General features: G+C 59.3%; 24 protein-coding genes and 1 tRNA gene. 19 read left to right on the top strand and 6 right to left on the bottom strand.

Going from position 1 to position 25017, the window contains the following annotated elements; all coding sequences use genetic code 11:
* Positions 1-301: 301 nt before the first annotated feature.
* The 4 genes from recA to GOW72_RS13155 all read left to right on the top strand — a co-directional run bounded on the left by recA (position 302) and on the right by GOW72_RS13155 (position 5471).
* A complete protein-coding gene (recA, locus tag GOW72_RS13170) occupies positions 302-1366 on the top strand; it encodes a recombinase RecA (protein ID WP_170339099.1) in 1065 nt (354 codons plus the stop codon).
* Positions 1367-1507: 141 nt separating this feature from the next.
* Entirely contained in the window at positions 1508-4180 is a 2673-nt protein-coding gene (alaS, locus tag GOW72_RS13165) for an alanine--tRNA ligase (protein WP_170367128.1), read from the top strand.
* Between the two features lies 1 nt (position 4181).
* The gene (locus GOW72_RS13160) at positions 4182-4469 is read left to right on the top strand and encodes a DUF1330 domain-containing protein (protein ID WP_093962104.1); all 288 of its coding nucleotides are present in this window, start codon (positions 4182-4184) and stop codon (positions 4467-4469) included.
* 378 nt (positions 4470-4847) lie between these two features.
* Entirely contained in the window at positions 4848-5471 is a 624-nt protein-coding gene (locus tag GOW72_RS13155) for a transglutaminase-like cysteine peptidase (protein ID WP_170339104.1), read from the top strand.
* A gap of 119 nt (positions 5472-5590) precedes the next feature.
* Here the strand turns inward: GOW72_RS13155 and GOW72_RS13150 are convergent, their stop codons facing one another.
* From GOW72_RS13150 to GOW72_RS13130, 5 genes are all read right to left on the bottom strand, one after another.
* Positions 5591-6568 carry a hypothetical protein gene (locus tag GOW72_RS13150; RefSeq protein ID WP_170366790.1) on the bottom strand — a complete coding sequence of 326 codons (978 nt, stop codon included), beginning with the start codon at positions 6566-6568 and terminating at the stop codon, positions 5591-5593.
* A gap of 332 nt (positions 6569-6900) precedes the next feature.
* Positions 6901-8718, bottom strand: coding sequence for a translational GTPase TypA (gene typA, locus GOW72_RS13145; RefSeq protein WP_170338557.1), 1818 nt, complete (start codon positions 8716-8718; stop codon positions 6901-6903).
* A gap of 74 nt (positions 8719-8792) precedes the next feature.
* A complete protein-coding gene (locus GOW72_RS13140) occupies positions 8793-9128 on the bottom strand; it encodes a DMT family transporter (protein WP_170339109.1) in 336 nt (111 codons plus the stop codon).
* Positions 9129-9493: 365 nt separating this feature from the next.
* Positions 9494-9739 (bottom strand): hypothetical protein, encoded by a 246-nt coding sequence (locus GOW72_RS13135; RefSeq protein ID WP_093962100.1) that lies wholly within the window; start codon positions 9737-9739, stop codon positions 9494-9496.
* Positions 9739-10392, bottom strand: coding sequence for an alpha/beta hydrolase (locus GOW72_RS13130; RefSeq protein WP_093962099.1), 654 nt, complete (start codon positions 10390-10392; stop codon positions 9739-9741). Before GOW72_RS13130 ends, GOW72_RS13135 begins: the two co-directional genes overlap by 1 nt.
* Positions 10393-10570: 178 nt before the next feature.
* On the opposite strand from GOW72_RS13130, the gene iscR reads away from it, so the two are divergent.
* The 11 genes from iscR to GOW72_RS13075 all read left to right on the top strand — a co-directional run bounded on the left by iscR (position 10571) and on the right by GOW72_RS13075 (position 19610).
* A complete protein-coding gene (iscR, locus tag GOW72_RS13125) occupies positions 10571-11029 on the top strand; it encodes a Fe-S cluster assembly transcriptional regulator IscR (RefSeq protein WP_093962098.1) in 459 nt (152 codons plus the stop codon).
* A gap of 56 nt (positions 11030-11085) precedes the next feature.
* Complete coding sequence (locus GOW72_RS13120; RefSeq protein ID WP_170367127.1) at positions 11086-12129, top strand: cysteine desulfurase family protein; 1044 nt, start codon at positions 11086-11088, stop codon at positions 12127-12129.
* A gap of 18 nt (positions 12130-12147) precedes the next feature.
* Entirely contained in the window at positions 12148-13668 is a 1521-nt protein-coding gene (gene sufB / locus GOW72_RS13115; protein ID WP_170367126.1) for a Fe-S cluster assembly protein SufB, read from the top strand.
* Positions 13668-13865: a hypothetical protein gene (locus tag GOW72_RS13110; protein ID WP_093962095.1), complete on the top strand. Its 198-nt coding sequence runs from the start codon at positions 13668-13670 to the stop codon at positions 13863-13865. Before sufB ends, GOW72_RS13110 begins: the two co-directional genes overlap by 1 nt.
* A 48-nt stretch (positions 13866-13913) precedes the next feature.
* A complete protein-coding gene (gene sufC, locus GOW72_RS13105; RefSeq protein ID WP_170357887.1) occupies positions 13914-14669 on the top strand; it encodes a Fe-S cluster assembly ATPase SufC in 756 nt (251 codons plus the stop codon).
* Complete coding sequence (sufD, locus tag GOW72_RS13100) at positions 14669-15949, top strand: Fe-S cluster assembly protein SufD (protein WP_170367125.1); 1281 nt, start codon at positions 14669-14671, stop codon at positions 15947-15949. Before sufC ends, sufD begins: the two co-directional genes overlap by 1 nt.
* Positions 15949-16434, top strand: coding sequence for a YIP1 family protein (locus GOW72_RS13095; RefSeq protein ID WP_170367124.1), 486 nt, complete (start codon positions 15949-15951; stop codon positions 16432-16434). The genes sufD and GOW72_RS13095 overlap by 1 nt, the downstream gene beginning before the upstream one ends.
* Positions 16431-16997, top strand: coding sequence for a Yip1 family protein (locus GOW72_RS13090; RefSeq protein ID WP_170367123.1), 567 nt, complete (start codon positions 16431-16433; stop codon positions 16995-16997). Before GOW72_RS13095 ends, GOW72_RS13090 begins: the two co-directional genes overlap by 4 nt.
* An 11-nt stretch (positions 16998-17008) precedes the next feature.
* The gene (locus tag GOW72_RS13085) at positions 17009-18229 is read left to right on the top strand and encodes a cysteine desulfurase (RefSeq protein ID WP_170367122.1); all 1221 of its coding nucleotides are present in this window, start codon (positions 17009-17011) and stop codon (positions 18227-18229) included.
* A gap of 78 nt (positions 18230-18307) precedes the next feature.
* Positions 18308-18384 (top strand) — tRNA-Arg (locus GOW72_RS13080).
* A 275-nt stretch (positions 18385-18659) separates the two neighbouring features.
* Entirely contained in the window at positions 18660-19610 is a 951-nt protein-coding gene (locus GOW72_RS13075; protein ID WP_170367121.1) for a hypothetical protein, read from the top strand.
* Positions 19611-19839: 229 nt separating this feature from the next.
* Here the strand turns inward: GOW72_RS13075 and mepK are convergent, their stop codons facing one another.
* A complete protein-coding gene (mepK, locus tag GOW72_RS13070) occupies positions 19840-20409 on the bottom strand; it encodes a peptidoglycan L,D-endopeptidase MepK (protein WP_170338571.1) in 570 nt (189 codons plus the stop codon).
* Between the two features lie 354 nt (positions 20410-20763).
* On the opposite strand from mepK, the gene GOW72_RS13065 reads away from it, so the two are divergent.
* From GOW72_RS13065 to GOW72_RS13050, 4 genes are read left to right on the top strand one after another with little or no spacing between them, the layout of a single operon-like run.
* The gene (locus GOW72_RS13065) at positions 20764-22374 is read left to right on the top strand and encodes a L,D-transpeptidase family protein (protein ID WP_170367120.1); all 1611 of its coding nucleotides are present in this window, start codon (positions 20764-20766) and stop codon (positions 22372-22374) included.
* Positions 22375-22411: 37 nt separating this feature from the next.
* Positions 22412-23503: a UDP-3-O-(3-hydroxymyristoyl)glucosamine N-acyltransferase gene (lpxD, locus tag GOW72_RS13060; protein ID WP_170357875.1), complete on the top strand. Its 1092-nt coding sequence runs from the start codon at positions 22412-22414 to the stop codon at positions 23501-23503.
* A gap of 32 nt (positions 23504-23535) precedes the next feature.
* Positions 23536-23793, top strand: a complete 258-nt coding sequence (locus GOW72_RS13055) for an acyl carrier protein (protein ID WP_093962086.1) — start codon at positions 23536-23538, stop codon at positions 23791-23793.
* A gap of 9 nt (positions 23794-23802) precedes the next feature.
* Positions 23803-25011: a beta-ketoacyl-[acyl-carrier-protein] synthase family protein gene (locus GOW72_RS13050; protein WP_093962085.1), complete on the top strand. Its 1209-nt coding sequence runs from the start codon at positions 23803-23805 to the stop codon at positions 25009-25011.
* Positions 25012-25017: the final 6 nt, after the last annotated feature.

Below are 25017 nucleotides of genomic sequence, written 5' to 3'. Positions count from 1 at the left end.
GTCTTTCCTGCGCCGAAGGCTGTCGTGCCACATGATTGTCCGCCCCGGCGGCCGAGGTCAATTGCTTCCGCACAAAATCGCCAGCCTGTGCAAGCAAAGTTTCATTGCAAAGACAGAGCCTTGGGCATGATTGAGAAGTTTCGAGGTCTGAGTAAACGACTCTTTAACCTCTTCATCGAAAAGTAAGGAATGAAAGTTTTTGTTGAAATGTTCTCTTTTTGATCTCATAAGGAACAAGAGGCGAACAAAGCAGCGATTGCCGCCCGGTGATGGGTGTGACAAAAGGGAAGGCGACAGGACAATGGCGGATCTTCTGACAATGAACGACAAGAAAAACCCCGACAAGCAAAAGGCGCTGGACAGCGCGTTGGCGCAGATCGAGCGGCAGTTCGGCAAGGGCTCGATCATGAAACTGGGCGATGGTGCCCGGCAGGAGATCGAAGCCAGTTCGACCGGGTCACTTGGGCTGGATATCGCCCTTGGTATCGGCGGACTTCCGATGGGTCGGATTGTCGAAATTTACGGCCCGGAAAGCTCGGGCAAGACGACCCTGACCCTGCATTGTATCGCAGAGCAGCAGAAACGCGGCGGCGTCTGTGCATTCGTCGATGCGGAACATGCGCTGGACCCGCAATACGCCCGCAAGCTGGGGGTGGATCTGGACGAACTGCTGATCTCGCAGCCCGATACGGGTGAACAGGCGCTGGAAATCACCGATACGCTGGTGCGTTCCGGGGCGGTCAACATGGTCGTGGTGGACTCGGTGGCGGCGCTGACGCCGAAATCCGAGCTGGAAGGCGACATGGGCGACAGCAATGTGGGTGTGCAGGCCCGGCTGATGAGCCAGGCGATGCGCAAACTGACCGGCTCGATCGCCCGCAGCAACTGCATGGTGATTTTCATCAACCAGATCCGCATGAAGATCGGCGTGATGTTCGGCAGCCCGGAAACCACGACCGGGGGCAACGCCCTGAAATTCTACAGCTCGGTCCGCCTGGACATCCGCCGCATCGGCGCGATCAAAGACCGCGATGAGGTGGTCGGTAACCAGACCCGCGTGAAGGTGGTCAAGAACAAGGTGGCCCCGCCGTTCAAGCAGGTGGAATTTGACATCATGTATGGCGAGGGCATCAGCAAGATGGGCGAACTGCTGGATCTTGGCGTCAAAGCCGGAGTGGTCGAAAAGTCCGGCTCGTGGTTCAGCTATGGGGATGAGCGGATCGGGCAGGGGCGTGAAAACGCCAAGCAATACCTGCGGGACAACAGTCGGGTTGCGCTGGAAATCGAGGATAAGATCCGTGCCGCGCATGGGCTGGATTTCGACATGCCGCCTGCGGCGGACGAGGATGATATCCTCGAAGCCTGATCGGAAAATCCGAGAGAACACTGGCAAGGTGAGCCCTCGGGTTCACCTTGTTTCGTTTGCACTGCAGCAATCCTGTGGACTATCGGCGGGCAGGGGGCTAAACCGTCGCGATAGATCATGAATGCGCGCTGAGAGAGCCCAATGCCCACGCTGAACGATATCCGCTCAACCTTTCTGAACTACTTTGCCAAACAAGGGCACGAAGTGGTCGCGTCGAGCCCGCTTGTGCCTCGCAACGACCCGACGTTGATGTTCGTTAACTCGGGCATGGTGCAGTTCAAGAACCTGTTCACCGGCCTTGAGACCCGCGACTACACACGTGCCACCACGGCGCAGAAATGCGTGCGCGCCGGCGGCAAGCACAACGACCTGGACAATGTCGGTTACACGGCCCGCCACCACACGTTCTTCGAAATGCTGGGCAACTTCTCGTTCGGCGATTATTTCAAATCGGAAGCGATTCCGTTCGCTTGGGAGTTGATCACCAAGGAGTTCGGGATCGACAAGAACCGTCTGCTGACGACGGTCTATCATACCGATGACGAGGCGTTTGAAATCTGGAAGAAAGTCGGCGTCCCCGAAGACCGGATCATCCGCATCGCCACCAGCGACAATTTCTGGCAAATGGGCCCGACCGGTCCCTGCGGCCCCTGTACCGAGATCTTCTATGATCACGGCGACCACATCTGGGGCGGACCTCCGGGATCGGCCGAGGAAGACGGTGACCGGTTCATCGAGATCTGGAACATCGTTTTCATGCAGAACGAGCAGTTCGAAGACGGCTCGATGCGTGAACTGGACATGCAGTCGATCGATACCGGCATGGGTCTGGAACGGATCGGCGCGTTGCTGCAGGGCAGCCATGACAACTATGACACCGACCTTTTCAAGACACTGATCGAGGCCTCGGCCGAAGTCACGCATGTGGACCCCTATGGCAATCAGAATGTGCACCATCGGGTGATTGCCGACCACTTGCGGTCGACCTCGTTCCTGATTGCAGACGGGGTCATGCCCTCGAATGATGGTCGCGGATATGTCCTGCGCCGGATCATGCGCCGGGCCATGCGCCATGCGCATCTTCTGGGCGCCAAGGATCCGGTCATGCACAAGCTTGTTCCGACACTGGTTCAATTGATGGGCGCGCAGTATTCCGAGCTGGGTCGTGCTCAGGCTCTGATCGAAGAGACGTTGTTGTTGGAGGAAACCCGGTTCAAGCAGACGCTGGACCGCGGCCTCAAACTGCTGGATGACGAAGTGGCGGGCCTGCCGGACGGGGCGCCACTGCCCGGGGATGCCGCCTTCAAGCTGTATGACACCTATGGGTTCCCGCTTGACCTGACCCAGGATGCCCTGCGCGAAAAAGGTCGGACGGTTGATACCGACGGATTCGACACCGCCATGGCCGAGCAGAAGGCGAAGGCGCGCGCCGCCTGGGCTGGTTCGGGTGAGGCTGCAGATCAGGCAGTCTGGTTCGACATACTGGACGCAAGCGGTGCGACCGATTTCCTGGGCTACGAAACAGAAGTGGCTGAAGGCCAGGTTGTGGCCCTGGTGGTCGACGGTGACCTTGTAGACCGTATCGAGCAGGGCGGATCCGGCTGGGTGGTCGTAAACCAGACACCCTTCTACGGCGAGGCTGGTGGCCAAGTTGGCGATTCCGGCAGCATCCGCCGTCTTGAAGATCGCACCCAGAGCGCGACGGTCGAAGACACCCGGAAGTTCGCGGATGGCAAGGTCTATGCACACAAGATCGTCGTGGACAGCGGTGCGATCGCCAAAGGTGATGCCGTCGAGCTCGAAGTTGATCACGCCCGGCGTTCGGCCATCCGAGGGAACCACTCGGCGACGCACCTCCTGCACGAAGCGCTGCGAGAAACGCTTGGCGATCATGTTGCACAGCGCGGATCGTTGAACGCTGCCGACCGTCTGCGGTTTGATTTCAGCCACGCCAAAGCGCTGACACCGGCCGAGTTGCAGACCGTTGAACGCGAGGTGAATGAGTTCATTCGTCAGAACTCGACGGTCGAAACCCGTATCATGACCCCGGACGATGCCCGCGCCTTGGGGGCACAGGCGTTGTTCGGTGAGAAATACGGCGACGAAGTCCGGGTTGTCTCGATGGGCAAGGCCCAGACCGGCAAGGGCCATGACGGCCAAACCTGGTCGATCGAACTGTGTGGCGGTACGCATGTGCGCCAGACAGGAGATATCGGGACCTTTGTCATTCTGGGTGACAGTGCAAGCAGCGCGGGCGTGCGTCGGATTGAAGCTCTGACCGGGGACGCTGCATTGCGGTACTTGACCGAGCAGGATCGGCGCCTCGGTCAGATTGCTGCCGAGTTGAAGGCGCAGCCGGATGATGTCGTGGATCGCATCAAAGCTCTGCTGGACGAGCGCAAGTCGTTGCAGAACGAAGTGGCGCAGCTGCGCCGCGATCTGGCGATGGCCGGTGGAGCCGGTCAAGGCGGCGGCGCGGAGGCCAAAGAGATCAACGGCGTCAAGTTCCTGGCACAGGCTCTGAATGGTGTGTCGGGCAAGGATCTGCCGGCCCTCATTGATGAGCACAAAGCGCGGCTTGGATCGGGCGCCGTTCTTCTGATCGCGGACACAGGCGGCAAGGCTGCAGTCGCCGCCGGTGTCACAAGCGACCTGACGCAGTCGATATCGGCCGTCGATCTGGTCAAGGCCGCCGTGCAGGAACTGGGCGGCAAGGGCGGCGGCGGGCGTCCCGACATGGCGCAGGGCGGTGGTCGCGATGCCGCCAACGCCGCGGCGGCCATAAAGGCCGCGGAAGAGGTTTTGGGAGGATAAGATGCCAGCACTCTGGATAGCACATGTCACGGTTACTGATGCCGAAGCTTATGGCAAATACGCCGAGCTTGCCGGCCCGGCCATTTCCAAACACGGGGGCACGTTCATTGCCCGTGCGGGGCGCTACGTCCAACTGGAAGGCAAAGAGCGGCCCCGCAATGTCGTAGCGAAGTTCCCGTCGGTTGAAGCCGCCGTCGCCTGTTACAACTCGGCTGAATACCAAGAAGCCCTGAGCCACGCCCGGGGCGCAAGCGAGCGCGAATTGCTGGTCGTCGAAACGACCGAGTGAGAATCAACCGGAGCCGGTCTTGGATTGGCTCCGGAACCCGCTTTGGGTGACGCAACGTCAGCCAAAGTTGCGACGCCGATCCTGTAATTGGGCCGATAGTGTTCCGGTGATCACGTCCCGCAACAAAATTTCCATCATGCTTTCAATGGGTTGAGCTTTTTTGTGGCGGCGAAACTATGACGTTCTACCTCTAATTGTGTCAGGCTTCGCCATTTTCTTGCGCGGAAAAGGTCATATTGAGTTACGAATTTCCGCCGTTTTTTGCCGACAACCTGACCGAGGATTGCCAGAGCCAGTCTGTTAACGGATAGTTTCCAAAAGCAGAATATGGTCCTCAGAAGCGGCAGTCAGTCGAACGTATGGGATCGAGGGACAGGCATGAAACGGGTTTTGGACAGGCTCAACACAGTGGCAAGTCGCGCGGCCAGCAAGGCCACATTGGCTCTGGGTGTGTTGGGAGTGATCGGCGGTGCCGTTCTTGCGACAGGACAAGCCAGCGCTTCAGAGACAGCTTTCATTTCGGGGTTTTCGGCTTCGCCACCGCCGTCGGGCGCACGGACCTTGTGCCGCCAGTATGCTTGGGCTTGTGCGAACAAGAAGTCGGTTTCGCTGCCCAGCCATCAAGAACTGCGACTGGTCAAGCAAATCAATGCCCAGGTCAATGCGACAACGCGTGAGGTCACGGACCAAGTGCAGTACAAGACGCGGGAGCGTTGGGCCCTGCCAACATCGCGCGGCGGTGATTGCGAGGATTTTGCGCTGCTGAAAAAGCGTGACCTGATCAAGGCTGGAATTGATCCCAACAAGCTTTTGCTGGCGACCGTTTTGGACACCCGCCGCGGCCCTCACGCGGTTCTGGTTTACCGCTCCAATCAAGGTGATCTCGTGCTGGACAACCTGACCAATCGGATCAAACCCTGGTCGGCCACACGCTATTTGTTCCTGCGGATGCAGGATCCGAAACAGCCCCAGCGTTGGGTTGGGATTTACGGGCGAAGCTAAGAAGCCACAGCGATTTGAGTTTCTTGAAGGCTCCAGCAAAAAAAGGGCGATGAATTCATCGCCCTTTTTCATTTGTATGCCAGATTGCCACTGAAACGTGGCATCACGACCAAAGGCGGTTAGTCCTCGTCATTGTTGGCGTTGTTGCCCTGACCAGGGCTTGCGCCTTCCGGTCCATTTCCACCGCCATTATTACCGTTGACGCCGCCGCCGTTACCGTTGCCGCCGCCGTTACCGTTGCCACCGCCGTTACCGTTGCCGCCGCTTGAGCTGCCACCGTCGCCGCCGCCCGAGCCGCCATCACCCGAGCCGCCGCCGTCACCGCCGTCGCCACCGCCCGAGCCGCCATCACCCGAGCCGCCGCCGTCACCGCCGTCGCCACCGCCCGAGCCGCCATCACCGGACCCACCGCTGGAGCTACCGCCGCTTGAGCTGCCGCCATCACCGGACCCACCGCTGGAGCTACCGCCGCTTGAGCTGCCGCCATCACCGGACCCACCGCTGGAGCTACCGCCGCTTGAGCTGCCACCACCATCGCCGGACCCGCCACTGGAGCTACCGCCGCTGGAACTGCCACCATCGCCGGACCCACCGCTGGAGCTGCCACCGCTGGAGCTGCCACCACTGGAGCTGCCACCACTGGAGCTGCCACCGCTGGAGCTACCGCCGCTGGAGCTACCGCCTGAGCCTCCCGGAGGTGCCGGCGGTGGAGGATTGCCACCGCTGGAACCGCCTCCACTGGAACTGCCACCGCTGGAGCTACCGCCACCGGTTGGAGTAACTCCGCCGCCGCCAGAGGAACTGCCGCCGCTCGAGCTGCCGCCTGAAGAACTACCACCCGGGTCCGAAGGGCCGTCGCCGGATCTTTGTTCTACCGTACCAATCGACGCGGTCGGGAAATCCGTCAGTACGGCCGCGAAGGCCGGGCAGGTCTGCAAAGTGCGGGCAAGAATGTCTTCAAAATCGGCACGACGCTGGATGTAACGCAGCATCCGTGCATCCACGACCGTACAGGCACACAGGGTTTCTGTGGAAACCGACTGCCGGGCTGTCTGGATCGTACATTTGTCCGCGGCGACAACAGGCCCGCCGGACATCAGCGGCAATGAAGCTGAAGCAAATACTATTGTCAGTAGACGGGATTTGATGCGCATATCGCGCCTCCTTAAACTCGTTAAACTCATCACCGAACAACCTGGCGATGACATACTTTGAACACAATTACACCCCTATCACGTCGCATTTTCAAGGGCAACACCGCGATAGCAATACGAAATTAACTCATCTTATGGATGAAATTACAGGCAAAACAAAAGGGAAGCCATGATCCATTCATGGCTTCCCTGAGAAAACACTGTTTCAGATGGACGCAAAAATGTCACATTCGCGCCATTGTTTCCGACCCGTCCAAAATCGAACGGACCGGGGGTCAGGCTGACTTGGCCATACGCTTGCGTTCGTGCGGGTCAAGGAACCGCTTTCGCAGTCGGATCGCGTTCGGAGTTACTTCGACCAGCTCATCGTCGTCGATGTAAGCAATGGCCTCCTCCAGCGAGAACTGGACATGCGGTGTCAGGCGAACGGCATCGTCAGAACCGCTGGCCCGCACGTTGGTCAGTTTCTTGCCTTTCAGCGGGTTCACCTCAAGGTCATTGTCCCGCGAATGTTCGCCGATGATCATGCCCTGATACACATCGGTCTGGGGGCCGACGAACATCCGCCCACGCTCTTCCAGGTTCCACAGCGCGTATGCGACGGCCTGGCCGTTCTCCATCGAGATCAGAACGCCGGCGCGCCGCCCGGGGATCGGGCCCTTGTGCGGTGCCCAGCCGTGGAACACGCGGTTCAGAACGCCGGTGCCGCGGGTGTCGGTCAGGAATTCACCGTGATAGCCGATCAGGCCACGCGACGGGACATGCGCAATGATGCGGGTTTTGCCAACTCCTGCGGGGCGCATCTCAACCAGCTCGCCCTTGCGCGCGCCTGTCACCTTTTCGATGACTGCGCCCGAGAATTCGTCATCCACGTCGATGGTGACTTCCTCGATGGGCTCCAGGCGTTGGCCGTCTTCCTCGCGGAACAGAACCTGCGGGCGCGAGATGCTGAGCTCGAACCCTTCGCGACGCATGTTCTCGATCAGAACGCCCATCTGCAACTCACCGCGGCCCGCAACCTCGAAGGCTTCGCCGCCGGGGGTGTCGGTGATCTGGATCGCCACGTTCGATTCGGCCTCTTTCATCAGGCGGTCGCGGATGACGCGCGACTGGACCTTCTTGCCGTCACGCCCCGCCAGCGGCGAGTCGTTGATGCCGAAGGTGACGGTGATGGTCGGCGGGTCGATCGGCTGGGCGGGCAGGGCCTCGTCCACCTGGGGCGCCACCAGCGAATCCGCAACGGTGGCCTTGCTCATGCCTGCGATGGTTACGATGTCGCCCGCTTCGGCGACGTCGATCGGTTGCTGGCTGAGGCCGCGGAAGGCCAGGATCTTGGTAGCCCGGAAATTCTCGATCAGCTTGCCATCACGGCTGAGCGCTTTGAGGCTGTCACCCGCTTTGAGCGTACCGCTTTCCACACGGCCGGTCAGAATGCGACCGATGAACGGGTCGCTGCCCAGAGTGGTCGCCAACATGCGGAAGGGTTCATCCTTGCGCTCAGCTTGTTTGGGGGCGGGAACGTGGTCGACTACTAGATCGAACAGGGCGGACAGGTCCTTGCGTGGGCCGTCCAGTTCCATATCGGCCCAGCCGGACCGCCCCGAGGCGTACATGGCAGGGAAATCCAGCTGGTCGTCGTCGGCGCCGAGGTTGGCGAACAGGTCAAAGCATTCGTCCAGCGCGCGGTCGGGCTCGGCATCGGGCTTGTCGACCTTGTTCAGCACCACGATTGGACGCAGACCCAGTGCCAGCGCCTTCGATGTCACGAATTTCGTCTGGGGCATCGGGCCTTCGGCGGCATCGACCAGAAGCACAACACCGTCGACCATGCTGAGGATGCGCTCGACCTCGCCGCCGAAATCGGCGTGGCCGGGGGTGTCAACGATGTTGATGCGCGTGCCTTTCCACTCGACACTGGTGGCCTTGGCCAGAATGGTGATGCCGCGTTCACGTTCGAGATCGTTGCTGTCCATGGCGCGCTCGGCCACGGCCTGGTTCTCCCGGAATGCACCGGATTGTTTCAGAAGCTCGTCAACCAGGGTCGTTTTACCGTGGTCCACGTGAGCGATGATTGCGATGTTGCGCAGGTCCATGAGGTCAGCCTTTGAACGGGAAGTTGCCGCGCGCATAACGCGGCGCGGCACAAGTTACCAGCCCTAACGCGCGATCAGTGGCCCGCAGTCTGCGAAAAGAGGTGGATGACCAGAATGCCGCCCAGAATCATCGCAAGGCCCAGAACCGCCGGCCAGTCCAGCCGTTGGCCGAAAACCACAAAGCCGATCAGCGCAATCAGAGCGATGCCAAGCCCGGACCAGATCGCGTAAACGATGCCGACGGGCATTACCTTCAGCGTCAGTGCCATCAGGTAAAAGGCAAAGCCATAGCCCACCACCACCAGAACCGAGGGCCAGAAGCGGGTGAATTGCTGGCTGGCCTGCAGTGCGGTCGTTCCGATTGTCTCGGCGATAACGGCGAGAAGGAGGATCAGGTAGGCGTGGGGCATGGTTCTTGAACCCTTGATGCAGCTGCTGGGACGTTGAGCACAGAATTCAGAAACGGCGCAAGGAAATTCAGGCAGCCGCCCCTTTCGTTGGTTCACCTGGGGTCAGGTAAACCCGACTATGGCAAGGCCGGAAAGTGTGTAAACTACTGCACGTTTTCGATTACTTTTTTAACGAGTGTGTTTCATGACGACATTTGCAAAAACGGTCGTGTTTGCTTCGGCAATTATCGTGGCGATTGGGTGGCTTGCTGACGGGGGGTCCGTCGATACTGACGCAGCCAAATTGGTTGATAGGTCAAGCGCAACAACAGTTTGAACGCCACGAATGAAACGAAAAAGGAGCCCGCGGGCTCCTTTTTTTGCGCCTATTGCTTTTCGATCGCCTTCACCTTGGACCGGTGATCCGACAGCCTCTTGATCAGGAATTGCCGCGCCTTGCGCTCGGCCAACCGGACGCGGATTTCGGTAAGGAAAGCCTCCTCAAGCGATTGGGAGGCTGCGCCCAGCACGTCACCGACTTCGACGTAGAACCGATCCTGGCCGGTTTCGTCCATGACCTTCATCGTATCCTCGGCCAGTTTCGCCGCGAGAATGGTGATGGTGTCGGACATCAGCGTGTGTTCTCGGTCAGGCGGCGTTTGACGTAGTCGGTCACGTTGGTCATCAGCGTATCCATGTGCTCACCCTGGAAGAAGTGGTCGGCTCCTTCAACCTCGGTATGGGTGATGGTGATACCCTTCTGCTCGTGCAGCTTTCCGACCAGTGCGGTGGTGTCCGCCGGCGGTGCCACCCGGTCAGCCGTTCCGTTGATGATCAGCCCGGACGAGGGGCAGGGGGCAAGGAACGAAAAATCATACATGTTCGCGGGCGGCGACACGCTGATGAAGCCGGTGATCTCGGGGCGACGCATCAGCAACTGCATGCCGATCCAGGCTCCGAACGAAAAGCCTGCAACCCAGCAATGTTTCGAGTTGTTGTTCATCGACTGCAGATAGTCCAACGCCGATGCCGCGTCGCTGAGTTCTCCGACTCCCTGGTCATACTCGCCCTGGCTGCGGCCGACGCCCCGGAAATTGAAGCGCAGGACCGTAAAACCCATGTTGTAGAACGCGTAGTGCAGGTTGTAGACGACCTTGTTGTTCATGGTCCCGCCGAACTGGGGGTGCGGGTGCAGCACGATGGCGATCGGTGCGTCTTTTTCCTTTTGGGGGTGGTAACGGCCTTCCAGTCGGCCTTCAGGTCCGGGAAAAATCACCTCGGGCATGTGTGCGGTTGTCCTGTCTTTTTCTCGCGGGCGCCGGGATATACTTGACGGTTATCGTCAGGCACCTTAGAACGGTTCTAATTGAGTATCGCAGCGTGAACACGCTGTCAGTCGGAGATACGCACTGACCGCGGCGACGTCAATGTTTTCACGCGGTTCAAGCCACGAGGATCGAAGAATGAAGCTGTCAACCAAGGGCCGTTACGCGATGGTGGCGTTGGCGGACATCGCGCTTCAACCCGCCGACACGCTGGTGACCCTGGGAGAGATTTCCGAGCGTCAGGACATTTCGCTGCCCTATCTGGAGCAGCTGTTCGTCAAGCTGCGCCGTGCCGATCTGGTTGCATCCGTGCGCGGGCCGGGCGGCGGCTATCGTTTGGCGCGGCCGGCGTCGGAGATCCGCGTGGTCGAGATTCTGTCAGCCGTGGATGAAACAGTTGATGCCATGCACAAGGGGGCCGGGGCGTCGGGGGGATCCTCGGGCAGCCGGGCGCAGTCGCTGACCAACCGCCTGTGGGAAAGTCTCAGCGCGCATGTCTACGTATTCCTGCACCAGACACGCTTGTCCGATGTGATCCAGAACGACCTTGCGCCGTGTCCGGCGGTGCCGGGGCTGTTCTCGGTCGTGGATGATTGACCGGTGAGTGGATTGGGAATCTCGAGGGGCGTGGCCGTGGATGAAAAGGTGAGTCCATGAGACGTGTTTACCTGGATCACAACGCCACGACCCGGCTGCGCCCCGAGGCGCGCGACGCGATGATCGCGGCGATGGAGGTCTGCGGCAACCCCTCCTCGGTCCATGCTGAGGGGCGAGCGGCCAAGGCTGTCATCGAAAAGGCGCGTGCGCAGGTGGCCGCGGCCTTTGGGGCGGATGGGGCCGATATCGTGTTCACATCCGGGTCGACCGAAGGCGCGGCGCTGGCCTTGGAAGAGCGCAACCTGCATGGCGCGGCGATCGAACATGATGCCGTAAGGGCCTGGACTGTCGAGGATTTGCCGGTTTCGCACCAAGGCGTTGTCGCCGTAGCCGACCCGGCGCGGTCCACGGTGCAACTTGCCAATTCTGAAACCGGACTCATTCAGGCCTTGCCCAAGGGTCTGGCCGTCACCGATGCAACGCAGGCGTTCGGGAAACTGCCGATCGCGTTCAACTGGCTGGATGTGCAGATCGCGTTGGTCTCGGCGCACAAGCTGGGCGGGCCAAAGGGTGTGGGTGCCGTGGTGATGAAACGCGGCACCGATCTGGAGGCCCGGATCAAGGGCGGCGGGCAGGAAATGGGTCGCCGGTCGGGGACGGAAAATATCATTGGAATCGCGGGGTTCGGCGCTGCGGCTGAAGCGGCGGCGCGAGATCTGGCAAACGGGGTTTGGGAAAAGGTTGCAGAACTTAGAAATATTCTAGAAAAGGCCCTTGAGGCTGGTTCTAAATCTACTATTTTTGTCGGGAAAGATCAGGATCGATTGCCCAACACCCTGTGCTTTGCGACGCCCGGCTGGAAGGGCGAAACGCAGGTGATGCAGATGGATCTGTCGGGCTTTGCGATCAGCGCCGGTTCGGCCTGCTCCAGCGGCAAGGTGAGGGCAAGCGCGGTACTGACCGCGATGGGATATGACGAGGCCACGGCGGCCAGCGCGGTACGCGTTTCGCTGGGCCCCGAGACGAGTGAAGAAGACGTGCTGCGTTTCGCCGAGACGTGGCTGGAAAAAGAGAAAAAGCATCGCGCGCGGGCCGCGTGATCTGACGGAGGGTGGAACATGGCCGCTTTGGACCAGACCCAGGTAAAAGAAGGTGTCGATCAGGAAACCGTTGACGCGGTGCGCGAGGTCGGAACCTACAAATACGGGTGGGATACCGATATCGAGATGGAGTACGCGCCCAAGGGCGTGAACCCCGATATCGTCAAGCTGATATCGGAAAAGAACGAAGAGCCCGAGTGGATGACCGAATGGCGCCTGAAGGCCTTCGAGCGTTGGACCCAGATGGAAGAGCCAAAATGGGCCATGGTCCACTATCCTGAAATCGATTTTCAGGACCAGTATTACTATGCCCGGCCCAAGTCGATGGAGACCAAGCCCAAGTCGCTGGACGAGGTCGATCCGAAACTGCTGGCCACTTACGAGAAGCTCGGTATCCCGCTGAAAGAACAGATGATTCTGGCCGGCGTGGAAGGTGCCGAGGATGGCCCGGCCGAGGGCCGCAAGGTCGCGGTGGATGCGGTGTTCGACTCGGTTTCGGTTGGCACGACCTTCCAAGCCGAGCTGAAGAAGGCCGGCGTCATCTTCTGCTCGATCTCCGAGGCGATCAAGGAACACCCTGAACTGGTCAAGAAATACCTGGGCTCGGTGGTGCCGGTGTCGGACAATTTCTACGCCACGCTGAACTCGGCCGTATTCTCGGACGGCTCGTTCGTCTATGTGCCGCCCGGCGTACGCTGCCCAATGGAGCTGAGCACCTATTTCCGCATCAACGCTGAAAACACCGGCCAGTTCGAACGCACTCTGATCATCGCCGACAAGGGCTCGTACGTGTCCTATCTGGAAGGCTGCACCGCGCCCCAGCGTGATACCGCGCAGCTGCACGCCGCGGTGGTTGAGATCATCGTCGAAGAAGACGCCGAGGTGAAATACTCGACCGTCCAGAACTGGTTCCCGGGCGACGAGAACGGCAAGGGCGGCATCTACAACTTCGTGACCAAGCGTGCCGATTGTCGGGGCGACCGGTCCAAGGTGATGTGGACGCAGGTCGAGACCGGCAGTGCCGTGACCTGGAAATACCCGTCCTGCATCCTGCGGGGCGATGACAGCCAAGGCGAGTTCTACTCGATCGCCATCACCAACAACATGCAGCAGGCCGATACCGGCACCAAGATGATCCATTTGGGCAAGAACACCAAGTCGCGCATCGTGTCCAAGGGCATCAGCGCGGGCAAGGCCCAGAACACCTATCGCGGGCTGGTGTCGATGCACCCCAAGGCCAAGAACAGCCGCAACTATACCCAGTGCGACAGCCTGCTGATCGGCGACAAATGCGGGGCGCACACCGTTCCGTATATCGAGGTCAAGAATAACAGCAGCCGGGTCGAGCACGAGGCCACCACCTCGAAAGTCGATGACGATCAGCTGTTCTATTGCCGCCAGCGCGGCATGGACGAGGAAGAGGCCGTGGCGCTGGTGGTCAACGGGTTCTGCAAGGACGTGCTGCAGGCGCTGCCGATGGAGTTTGCCATGGAAGCCCAGCAACTGGTCGCGATCTCGCTGGAAGGCTCGGTCGGCTGATGGCTCGCTCGCCGCGCAACCGCAGGGATGATGCGTTGACCGCAGCGTCTTATGCACTGCCGGTTCTGGGCGGCTTGCTGGGCGTGGCCTATGTCAACGTCAACTACACCGATTTCATCAACCCGGTCTGGGCAATCGGCGGCGGGGCGGTCCTGGGATGGATCGCGGCGCGGCTGCTGCGCAGAGTGCTGGGATAAGGACAAACCGGGGCCGGCGCGTCCCGACGATACGCAAAAGGAAAAAACATGCTGGAAATCAAGAACCTGCACGTCAAACTTGAGGAAGAGGAAAAGCAGATCCTCAAGGGCGTGGACCTGACGGTCGAGGCCGGCAAGGTACACGCGATCATGGGGCCGAACGGCTCGGGCAAATCGACGCTCAGCTATGTGCTTTCGGGCCGTGACGGGTATGAGGTAACCGAGGGTTCGGCGACTCTGGATGGCGCCGACCTGTTGGAGATGGAGCCGGAAGAGCGTGCCGCCGCCGGCGTGTTCCTCGCGTTCCAATACCCGGTCGAGATCCCGGGCGTGGGCAACATGACGTTCCTGCGCACTGCCGTGAACGCCCAGCGCAAGGCGCGCGGCGAGGAAGAACTCTCGGCTGCGGATTTCCTTAAACTGGTGCGCGAAAAGGCCAAGTCGCTAAAGATTGACGCCGACATGCTGAAACGCCCCGTGAACGTTGGTTTCTCGGGCGGTGAGAAGAAGCGCAACGAAATCCTGCAGATGGCCATGCTCGAGCCCAAGATGTGCATCCTGGACGAGACCGACTCGGGCCTGGACGTGGATGCGATGAAGCTGGTGGCCGAGGGCGTGAACGCGCTGCGCGACGAAGGCCGCGGGTTTCTGGTGATCACCCACTATCAGCGCCTGCTGGACCACATCAAACCCGACGTGGTGCACATCATGGCCGATGGCCGGATCGTCAAGACCGGCGGGCCTGAGCTTGCGCTGGAGGTCGAAAACAACGGTTACGCCGACATTCTTGCCGAGGTGAACTGATGGCCTTGCCCGACGTGAAACAATCCGCGACCGAGGCGCGGCTGGCCACGCTGCGCATGCCCGAAGCTGGCTGCACCCGCGATGCGCGCGAGGCGGCTCTGGCCCGGCTGCGCGCCATGGGTCTGCCCGGGCGGCGCGACGAGTATTGGAAATACACGCGTCCCGATACGCTGATTTCGCCCGAGGCCCCGGCGGCCGAGGTGTTCCACACCGACGAGCCGATGGTCTTTGACGGGTTCGACCGCCTTAAAATCGTCTTCGTCGATGGCGTGTTCAGCCCCGAGGACAGCGATGACCTGACGCTGGAAGGCGTGAGCATCGACCGGCTTGAGGATATCTGCTGCAAGGACATCCACTGGGCCAAGCAGCTGTATGGCGTGCTCGAGGAGCGCGGTCAGACCCCGGTTCAACGCCCGTTGGCGGCCCTGAACACCGCCTTTGCGCAAGACGGCGTGGCGATCCACGTGACCGGCAAGCCGTCCAAGCCGATCAGCCTGATCTATCGCCACGAATCCGAAAGCTCGGACGCGATCCTTCACCACGTGATCCGCGTGGAAAGCGGCGCCGAGGTGACGATTCTCGAGAATGGTCCGGCGGCCTCGCGGTTCAACAAGTGCATCGAGATCGACATCGCCGATGGCGGCACGCTGCATCATGTCCGGGCGCAGGGCAGGGACCACCAGCGCCGTGCTGCGACGCATATGTTCACCAGGCTGGGCAAAGAATCCGTATACAAATCCTTCACTCTGACCGTGAATGGCGTGCTGACGCGCAATGAACAGGTGGTCGAGCTGACCGGTGACGACGCGGTGGCGCATGTGGCCGGTGCCTGTGTGGGAGATGGTGACTTTCACCATGACGACACGGTGTTTATTACCCATGACGCGGTGAACTGCGAAAGCCGTCAGGTGTTCAAGAAGGTTCTGCGTAACGGCGCGACCGGCGTGTTCCAGGGCAAGATTCTGGTCAAGGAAGGCGCCCAGAAGACCGATGGCTACCAGATCAGCCAGTCTTTGCTGCTGGATGACGACAGTCAATTCCTGGCCAAGCCCGAGCTTGAGATCTATGCCGACGACGTGGCCTGTTCGCATGGGTCGACCTCGGGTGCGATCGACGAGACCGCGATGTTCTACCTGCGCTCGCGCGGGGTTCCGGCCAAGGAAGCGACCAACATGCTGACGCTGGCCTTTCTGGCCGAAGCCGTGGAAGAGATCGAAGACGAGGCGCTGGCCGAGGACATCGTCTCGCGGCTGGAAGGCTGGTTGGCGCGGCACAGCTGATGCCGGTGACCACCGATATCGTCGCCTCGTATCGCGGGCCCGGTCGGGTGGTGCGTCGGCTGCTGGACATGGGCCCGCGCGAAGACCGCGCGCTGGCCTTTGTCATGGCGTTCTGTGTGATTGGCTTTATTGCGCAGTTGCCTGGCCTTGCGCGCCGCGCCCATCTTGAGGGGCTGGACCTGAACATGCTGATGGGGGGGGCCCTGCTGGGGTCGGTCTTCATTCTACCGTTGCTGCTCTACGTCCTTGCCTGGGGGACTTATCTGATTTCTCGCATGTTCGGCGGTGCAACTACGTCCTATCAGGCGCGGCTTGCGCTGTTCTGGGCTCTGCTCGCCTCATCACCGCTGGTGTTGTTGAACGGGCTGGTGGCTGGTTTCATCGGTCCGGGCCCTGTCCAGACGCTGACCGGGGCTCTGTGGGTTGCGATATTCGTCTGGTTCTGGTTTTCCGGATTTTCTCAAACACGAAGGGCGCCAGCATGAACGCCGCATTTCTGGGACATCTGGCCGTTCTGACACTGGCAAATCCGGCCGAGGCAGCAAGGCGTCTGTTGGCCGGAGTACCCGGTCGGGATGTGCTTTGGACAGCGCTGGCACTGGTCGTTGTCCTGAACGCTTTGTCTCAATCACTGTCGACCCTTGTGTTTCCGGCGCTTGATCCATCTCTGGATATGGCGTTTGAACCGGTCGTGCAGTCGTTGGCGACTTCGGCCGGGGCCGTTCTCTTGGGCATCTTCGCGTTTCATTTTGTCGGCAGGATGCTTGGCGGCACCGGCAGCCTGGACGGCATGATGCTGCTAATGGTCTGGCTGCAATTCCTGCAGATTCTGGGCCAATTGATCATCTTCGTCATGGTGATGGTCGCGCCGACGATGTTCCTGATCCTCGTATTGGGGATGAGCCTGTACAGCCTCTACATCAGCCTGCATTTCATCAATCAGGCGCATCACTTCGACTCGCTGGGCAAATCCTTCGTGGTCATCCTCATCTCGGGATTGCTAGCGATACCCTTCGTCCTGTTGATGACCCCAAGCGGGCCTGTTTAGGGAATTCGTTCATGTATGACGTCCAGAAAATCCGCGCCGATTTCCCGATCCTCTCGCGTGAGGTGAACGGGAAGCCGTTGACGTATCTCGACAATGGGGCCTCGGCGCAGAAACCTCAGGTGGTGATAGATGCAGTCACCAATGCCTATGCGCACGAGTATTCGAACGTGCATCGCGGATTGCACTACCTGTCGAACCTGGCGACCGAAAAGTACGAATCCGTGCGCGGAACCGTCGCCCGGTTTTTGAATGTCGCGAATGAGGATGAGATCGTCCTGAATTCCGGGACGACCGAGGGGATCAACCTAGTCGCCTATGGGTGGGCCATGCCGCGGATGCAGGCCGGCGACGAAATTGTTCTGAGCGTCATGGAGCATCATGCCAACATCGTACCCTGGCATTTTCTGCGCGAACGACAGGGCGTCGTTTTGAAATGGGTGGACGTGGATGCAAGTGGTGCGCTGGATCCGCAGGCCGTGATCGACGCCATCGGGCCCAAGACCAAACTGGTGGCGGTGACCCAGTGTTCCAACGTTCTGGGTACCGTGGTTGACGTGAAGGCGATCACCGAAGGCGCCCATGCCAAAGGCGTGCCTGTGCTGGTCGACGGAAGCCAGGGCGCGGTTCACATGCCGGTGGATCTGCAGGATATCGGGTGTGATTTCTATGCTATTACCGGACACAAGCTGTACGGCCCCTCGGGATCTGGCGCGATCTTCATCAAATCGGAACGTATGGCCGAGATGCGCCCCTTCATCGGAGGAGGCGATATGATCAAGGAGGTGTCGAAAGACACGGTGATCTACAACGATCCGCCGATGAAATTCGAAGCCGGCACTCCAGGTATCGTCCAGACGATCGGCATGGGCGTTGCGCTGGACTACATGATGAGTTTGGGGATGGACAACATCGCGGCCCATGAGGCGGGCTTGCGCGACTATGCAATGCAGCGCCTGACCGGGCTGAACTGGCTGCAGGTTCAGGGGACGACGCCCGACAAGGCCGCTATCTTCAGCTTTACGCTGGATGGTGCGGGCCACGCGCACGATGTATCCACCATTCTCGACAAGAAGGGCGTCGCCGTTCGGGCGGGGCACCATTGCGCCGGACCGTTGATGGATCATCTCGGGGTTACGGCCACTTGCCGCGCCAGTTTTGGTCTGTACAACACAACCGATGAGGTCGACACGCTGATCGATGCGCTGGAACTGGCGCACGAATTGTTTGCCTGATTGTTCGTCGCTAAACCGAGTTCCGACATGCAAAATCCAGTTGCACCCGGATCGGAACAAGGTTAGCTAACGGCCAACGCACCTGTAGCTCAGCTGGATAGAGCGCTGCCCTCCGAAGGCAGAGGCCAGAGGTTCGAATCCTCTCAGGTGCGCCACTTTTTCGCTTAAGTTATTGATATTATTCATTAAAATAAGGGATCGCGTTGAATCCACCAAAGGGATTCAAACCAATCCCGCAACAAATCCCGCAACACAATTCACAAAATCTGGTGCGCACTCCGGTACTCTCTACTTTACCTCGTCGGCTCATTCTGATTGTTTGCAAAGCAATTCACGGAAAGGGATTTTAATGCGCATTGAAATCAACTCAGAAGAGCGCGCTTAGGAAGTTTTGGCAAACCTAATTGATGGTAAGCTTGAAATTGAGTCTTTGGATGATTTGATCTTAGGTGACTGTGTGAAAGCTACTGTGCTGATCCCCGGTCAACGCTATGATTCAGCGTTAAACACCTACATGATGCAAGGCTGGCAAGATGCTCAAAGGGCCGTGTATCGGTCTTACGCTTTGGTAGCGAAAGGCACAGCAGATGGCCGAGTTCTGTCTGATCTAGAAAAAGACAACCTAGAACTTGTTATTAAGGTAAAGAGCGGAAGCTCTGACCAAGAAGCAGACTTAGTAGGTATTTTGAAAGAAGCCGCAGTAGGAGCAGTAGAAAAGATGGAGCCGACGCAAATCGCCATTGTTCTCATTGTTCTCATCCTGACGTGGGGTGGCCAATCAGTGTTTCGGACTTGGCTGAACAACCGTAAAGAGGAGAAGCTGGCGGAATTGAGTGAGGGAACGAACAAGCAGGCGTTCCAAACTTTGGAAAAAGCTCTTGAAACAATTCAATCGGTTGCGACAGACCAGCAAAAAAGCGCGATGCTGGATAAGGCGCAAGCTCAAGTTCCAGTTGTTGAAGGTTTGCGAAATGAGGCGGAGAAAGCTAGAGCATCAATTGTAAAACACGCATCTCAATCGGATGCTGCGATAAACGGCATTAGCATTCCGGCCGAAGCGGGGCAGAACATCAGCCGGGAAAGTAGATCGTCGGCGAAAGAAGAGCGAAAAGATGGGGTTTACCGCGTTCAAAAAGTAGACACACAAGTTGCAGATGGATTCCGTGTTTACATCGAGAATGTCGACAACGGTGAAGAGTTCTCAGCGAGCGTTCAGGAAGTAATCTCATCACTTAGCCATCGTGAAGTTATTAAGGAGGCTGAATGGAGCAAGGTACCGGTTCAACTTCAAATCAATGCCAAGGTGAACAAGGGCAAAGTGATTGAGGCGGTTATTCTAAGGGCAGACAAGTACGAAGTTGCTGAAAGTGAGGACACATGATCCCGCAACAAATCCCGCAACATTTTCTGAGCTTTATCTATCTAAGTGGTTGAAAAATAACAATATAGTTTAGCACCAGAATCTTCTCAGGTGCGCCACTTTCTTCCAGAGTTTCAAAGCGTAGCGCTTCTGCGCCTGTGTCCGTCATTGCCAGATGGGCGCTGCGCAGCAAAAAGCCCCGGGCAGTGATGCGCCGGGGCTTTTTGCGGGGTTGGTGAGTGGTAGTGTATTAGCCGCGCCAGGAGCGAACGTCGCCGCAATCCATGTGCACGAAATTTGATCCATAGTATTGGCCGACACCGCCGGCACGGCACGAAATGGCTGCCTTGGCCATCTGTGAGACCGAGCGGGAGGCAAGCCGCAGGTCCGCAGCCTGACCTTTGACGTGGAGAGAGTTCTTGGCGACACCGCGCGACCGACGGCGCAGCATGGCGTTGGTCTGCGGAGAGCGGTAGCCCGACAACAGCATGTAGGGCTCGTTCACATCCAGCAGGTTGTGGGCCGCGGCCATGATGTCGATCGTGCGCAGATCCATGTCCTTTGACTGATCGGTGCGCCAGTCACGCATGAAGTGGTTGATTTCCTTGACCGCGTCTTTGACGTATTTACCATCGACCCAGTAGATCATGTCCAAGCGCTCGCCGGTGCGACCCGAATACATACGGATCCTGCGGATGTCTCCACCCCCGCGAAGGAAGCCTGCTGCGTTTGAGTAGGTTGGTGCTGCAACAACTGCCGTTGCCGCGAATGCGCCCAATAGGGCACGCCGGGTCATCCCCGAGGTACTGCTCTTGGTCATAGCGTGTTTCGTCCCGTACAGTTCCTGCCTGCACACGATGTTACGTGCGCTTTCTTAATTCTTTCCCATCCCAGATGCGGATTTTATGCCACAGAGGGATTCTTGCGCCAAGTGATCTTTTGGTCTTGTGCTTTCTTACGGGGAATTTTCGGCGAAAATCTGCGCAAGTGACAAAAAATGTGGCGAACAGACCTGAATCCCTTTCGTTTTTTTCCAGACGATGCAATCGCGCATCAGGGGGCCAGCGCTGTGATGTGCTGTTGGAAATGTGAGTGGACAATCCCCCGAGGCGTGAAACATAATTGTCGGGCGCAAAAACTAGTGTTCCAAGTTATTGAAAACCAAGGCTATCCCATGAATTCTGTCCGTCGGACCTGTACGATTTTTCTGTTTGCCGCAAGCATCGCCGTGTCGGCCACATCCGTTCAGGCGGCTCCGACCCAGGCTGAGAGTTTCGCGTTTCGGATGGCTGTGGCGGAAAGCGCAGAGACAACCCCGGAAATCGCGTCCTTTTATCGAGAACAGGAATTCGCGCCGATTTGGGTCGGTCCTACCTCTGATCACGCGGCGCGTCGGTCGGCACTTATCAAAGCATTGTCCCATGCTCAGATGCATGGGCTTCCGGCCGAACGATATGACGTTGATGGCCTGATGGCGAAGATGGAAAGCGCTCGGTCAAACCGCGATCTCGGAGCGCTTGAGGCAGCGCTGAGCGAGGCGTTTGTCCGCTATGCGCAGGATATTCAGTCCGGGCTGCTGCGCCCGGCTCAGATCGATGCCGGCCTCGTGCGTGCGGTCGAACAGAAGCCAGCCTCGGAACATCTTGCGGCGATGATGAGATCCACTGACGGCTCTTATCTCGCGCAGCTTCCACCGCAGTCCAGCCAGTACCGGGCGCTGCTCAAGCAGAAGATGGCGCTGCAGTCACTGAACGAACATGGTGAATGGGGGCCGACCGTTCCAACCGGAAAATACGAACGCGGCGATACGGGGCCGAGCGTCATAAAACTGCGTAATCGTTTGGTTACGATGGGGTTCCTCAAGCCCACGGCCAGCCCGGAATATGACGACTCCATGGTGGCAGCGGTGCAAGCCTTCCAACGCGCCCATGGACTTGAACCAGATGGTGTCGCCGGCCAGGGAACGATTGCCGAAATCAACCGGTCACCTTCTGACCGACTCAAGGCGGTGATGGTTGCGATGGAACGTGAACGCTGGCTCCCTCGCGAGAGGGGCGCACGGCATGTTCTGGTCAATCAGGCCGACTTTTCCGCGAAAATCGTCGACGATGGTCGGGTGACATTTGAAACACGTGCGGTGATCGGCAAAAACACCAGCGATCGTCAAAGCCCCGAGTTTTCGGATGTGATGGAGCACATGGTGATCAATCCCAGCTGGCATGTGCCGCGCTCGATCATCACCAAAGAATACCTGCCGAAGTTGCGGGCCAACCCCAATGCCGTCCGGCATCTTGAGATCACCGATCGGCGCGGGCGCCAGGTGAACCGCAATGCGGTGGACTTCAACCAGTTCACGGCTCGCAGCTTTCCGTTTGCGATGCGCCAGCCTCCGGGGCAGAGCAACGCTCTGGGGCTGGTCAAGTTCATGTTCCCCAACAAGTACAACATCTATCTGCACGACACCCCGCAGAAGAGCCTGTTCGCACGCGAAGTGCGCGCCTTCTCTCACGGGTGCATTCGTTTGGCGCAACCTTTTGATTTCGCCTATGCTTTGCTGGCAAAACAGGAAGAGGATCCCGAGGCCTTTTTCCACAGGGTGCTGGGTACCGGACGTGAAACCAAGGTTGACCTCAAACAGCCGGTTCCGGTTCATCTGATTTACCGCACCGCATTCGTCGGGCCGAAGGGCGACGTGCAGTATCGGCGCGATGTCTATGGTCGGGACCAGAAGATTTGGGATGCCCTGCAAAAAGCAGGGGTGGCCCTGCCGAACGTTCAGGGGTAAGCACAGGGCGCTAAATCCTGCGACAAGGAAGCCCGCGATGCAGTTCACCTTACAGCAAATCGCCGATGCTCTGGGGGCGCCGGCCGAGGGAAACACCAGCCTGACGATTCTGAGGGCGGCCGAGCCCAAGGATGCTGGTCCGACCGATCTGGCTATGGCGATGGCTCCGAAATACGCCGAGGCCCTGGCTGAGGGTCAGGCGCGCTGCGCCGTTCTGTGGGAGGGTGCCGACTGGCGCGCACTGGGTCTGGAGGGCGCCGTGTTCGTCGGCCGCCCCCGTATGGCAATGGCCGGAATTACCACGATGCTGGACCGGGGGCAGGGCGTCGCACTTGGGATCCATCCTTCGGCGGTCGTGGACCCGACGGCCGAGATCGCCGGAGATGTGTCCATCGGGCCTCTGGCCGTTGTCGGCCCCCGGGCCCGCATCGGGTCCGGAACGGTGATCGGCGCCCAGTGCCACGTTGGTATGGATGCCGTGTTGGGCCAGAACTGCCTGTTGCGCGAGATGGTCAGCATCGGCGCGCGTGCCATCATCGGCGATCGCTTTATTGCGCAACCCGGAGCCAGGATCGGCGGGGATGGGTTCAGCTTTGTCACGCCCGAGGTGTCTGGTGTGGAAAACGTGCGCAAGACCATGGGCGACGCCGGAGACGCCAAGGCGCAGAGCTGGTTGCGCATCCATTCGCTCGGTGCGGTCCAGATCGGCAATGATGTCGAGGTTGGCGCGAACTGCACCATCGACAACGGCACAATCCGCAACACCGTCATCGGAGACGGCTCCAAGTTGGACAATCTTGTTCATGTCGGGCACAACACCCAGGTCGGCAGGGACTGTTTGCTGTGCGGTCAAACCGGCGTGTCCGGTTCGGTCGAGATCGGCAACAACGTGGTTTTGGGTGGCCAGACCGGAGTCGTCGACAATATCTTCATTGGTGACGGCGTGATCGCGGGCGGCGGAACCAAGATACTTTCGAATGTCCCGGCAGGTCGTGTGATCATGGGCTATCCGGGCGTGAAAATGGAAACGCACACCGAAATCTACAAGGCGCAGCGTCGGCTTCCTCGCATGGCCCGTGACGTAGAGGCGCTTAAAAAGACGGTTTTCAAACCCTCGTCGAGCGATTAAATCAACCGCAACGCGACAATCAGGGGAACGACATGAGCATCAGCGACCGCGTCATCGCAATCATTGCAGAGCAGGCCGTGCTGGAGCCGTCCGACGTGACGCCCGAAAGCTCTCTGGAAGATCTCGGAATCGATAGCATGGGCCTGGTTGAAAGCATCTTTGCTATCGAGGAAGAATTCGACATCTCGATCCCCTTCAACGCCAACGAACCGACGGCAAGTGATTTCGACATCTCGAATGTTGCAGCGATCATTGCCGGGATCGAAAAACTGGTCGCGGAAAAGGTCTGATCCGCGGTCATGAAACGGGTTGTCATTACCGGCGCTGGCACGATCAATTCGCTGGGCCATTCCGTGCCCGACACCCTGGAAGCGATGCGCGAAGGCCGTTGCGGCATTTCCGAGCTTGAATTTCGTGACGTCGACCGACTGAGCATCAAAATCGGCGGCCAGGTCCGTGGGTTCGAGGCCGAGGGCCGGTTCAATCGTCAGCAGATGGCGCTGTATGACCGTTTCACGCAATTCACTCTGACTGCGGCCAAAGAGGCGATCGACCAGTCGGGGCTGGAGTTTCACGGCGAATTGGCCGTTCGGTCGGGGGTCGTTCTGGGAACGGCCGGCGGTGGTGTTTCGACCTGGGATGACAACTACCGCTCGGTCTACGAAGACGGGAAGAACCGGGTCCATCCATTCGTCGTTCCGAAGCTGATGAACAACGCGGCCGCAAGCCACATTTCGATGGAGCACAACCTCAAAGGCCCCAGTTTTACCGTTTCGACGGCCTGTGCATCGTCGAACCACGCGATGGCGCTGGCGTTCCAGATGGTGCGCAGTGGCGCCGCCCCGGCGATGATTACCGGTGGGTCGGAGTCCATGTTGTGTTTTGGCGGGGTCAAGGCTTGGGAAGGCCTTCGGGTTATGTCGAAGGACGCCTGCCGGCCGTTCAGCGCAAATCGCAATGGCATGGTTCAGGGCGAGGGCGCCGGTGTGTTCGTATTCGAGGAATACGAACATGCGCGTGCTCGCGGCGCTGAAATCCTGTGTGAGGTTGCGGGCTATGCGATGTCTTCGGACGCGACGGATATCGTGATGCCCAGCAAACAGGGCGCGGCCCGCGCCATGGCCGGGGCCTTGAAGGACGCGGGGCTGAACGCAAGTGACGTGGGCTATATCAACGCCCACGGCACCGGAACCGCCGCCAATGACAAGACCGAATGCGCAGCGGTCGCGGATGTATTTGGACGCCATGCCGACGATCTGATGATCTCGTCGACCAAATCCATGCACGGCCACCTTATCGGCGGAACCGGCGCGGTTGAACTGTTGGCCTGTATCATGGCCGTCCGTGACGGCGTGATTGCTCCGACCATCGGGTATGAAGAACCCGACCCGGAATGCGCTTTGGACGTCGTACCAAACGAGGCGCGCGAGGCCGAAGTAAATGTCGCACTGAGCAACGCCTTTGCGTTTGGCGGTCTGAACGCGGTCTTGGCCCTCAAGAAGGTATGAAAAAAG

Origin of the sequence: Ruegeria arenilitoris, assembly GCF_013032855.1 — a bacterium.
GTDB lineage: Bacteria > Pseudomonadota > Alphaproteobacteria > Rhodobacterales > Rhodobacteraceae > Ruegeria > Ruegeria arenilitoris.
The sequence above is the reverse complement of the archived record's forward strand: the minus strand, read 5'-3'. Positions and strand labels throughout refer to the sequence as shown.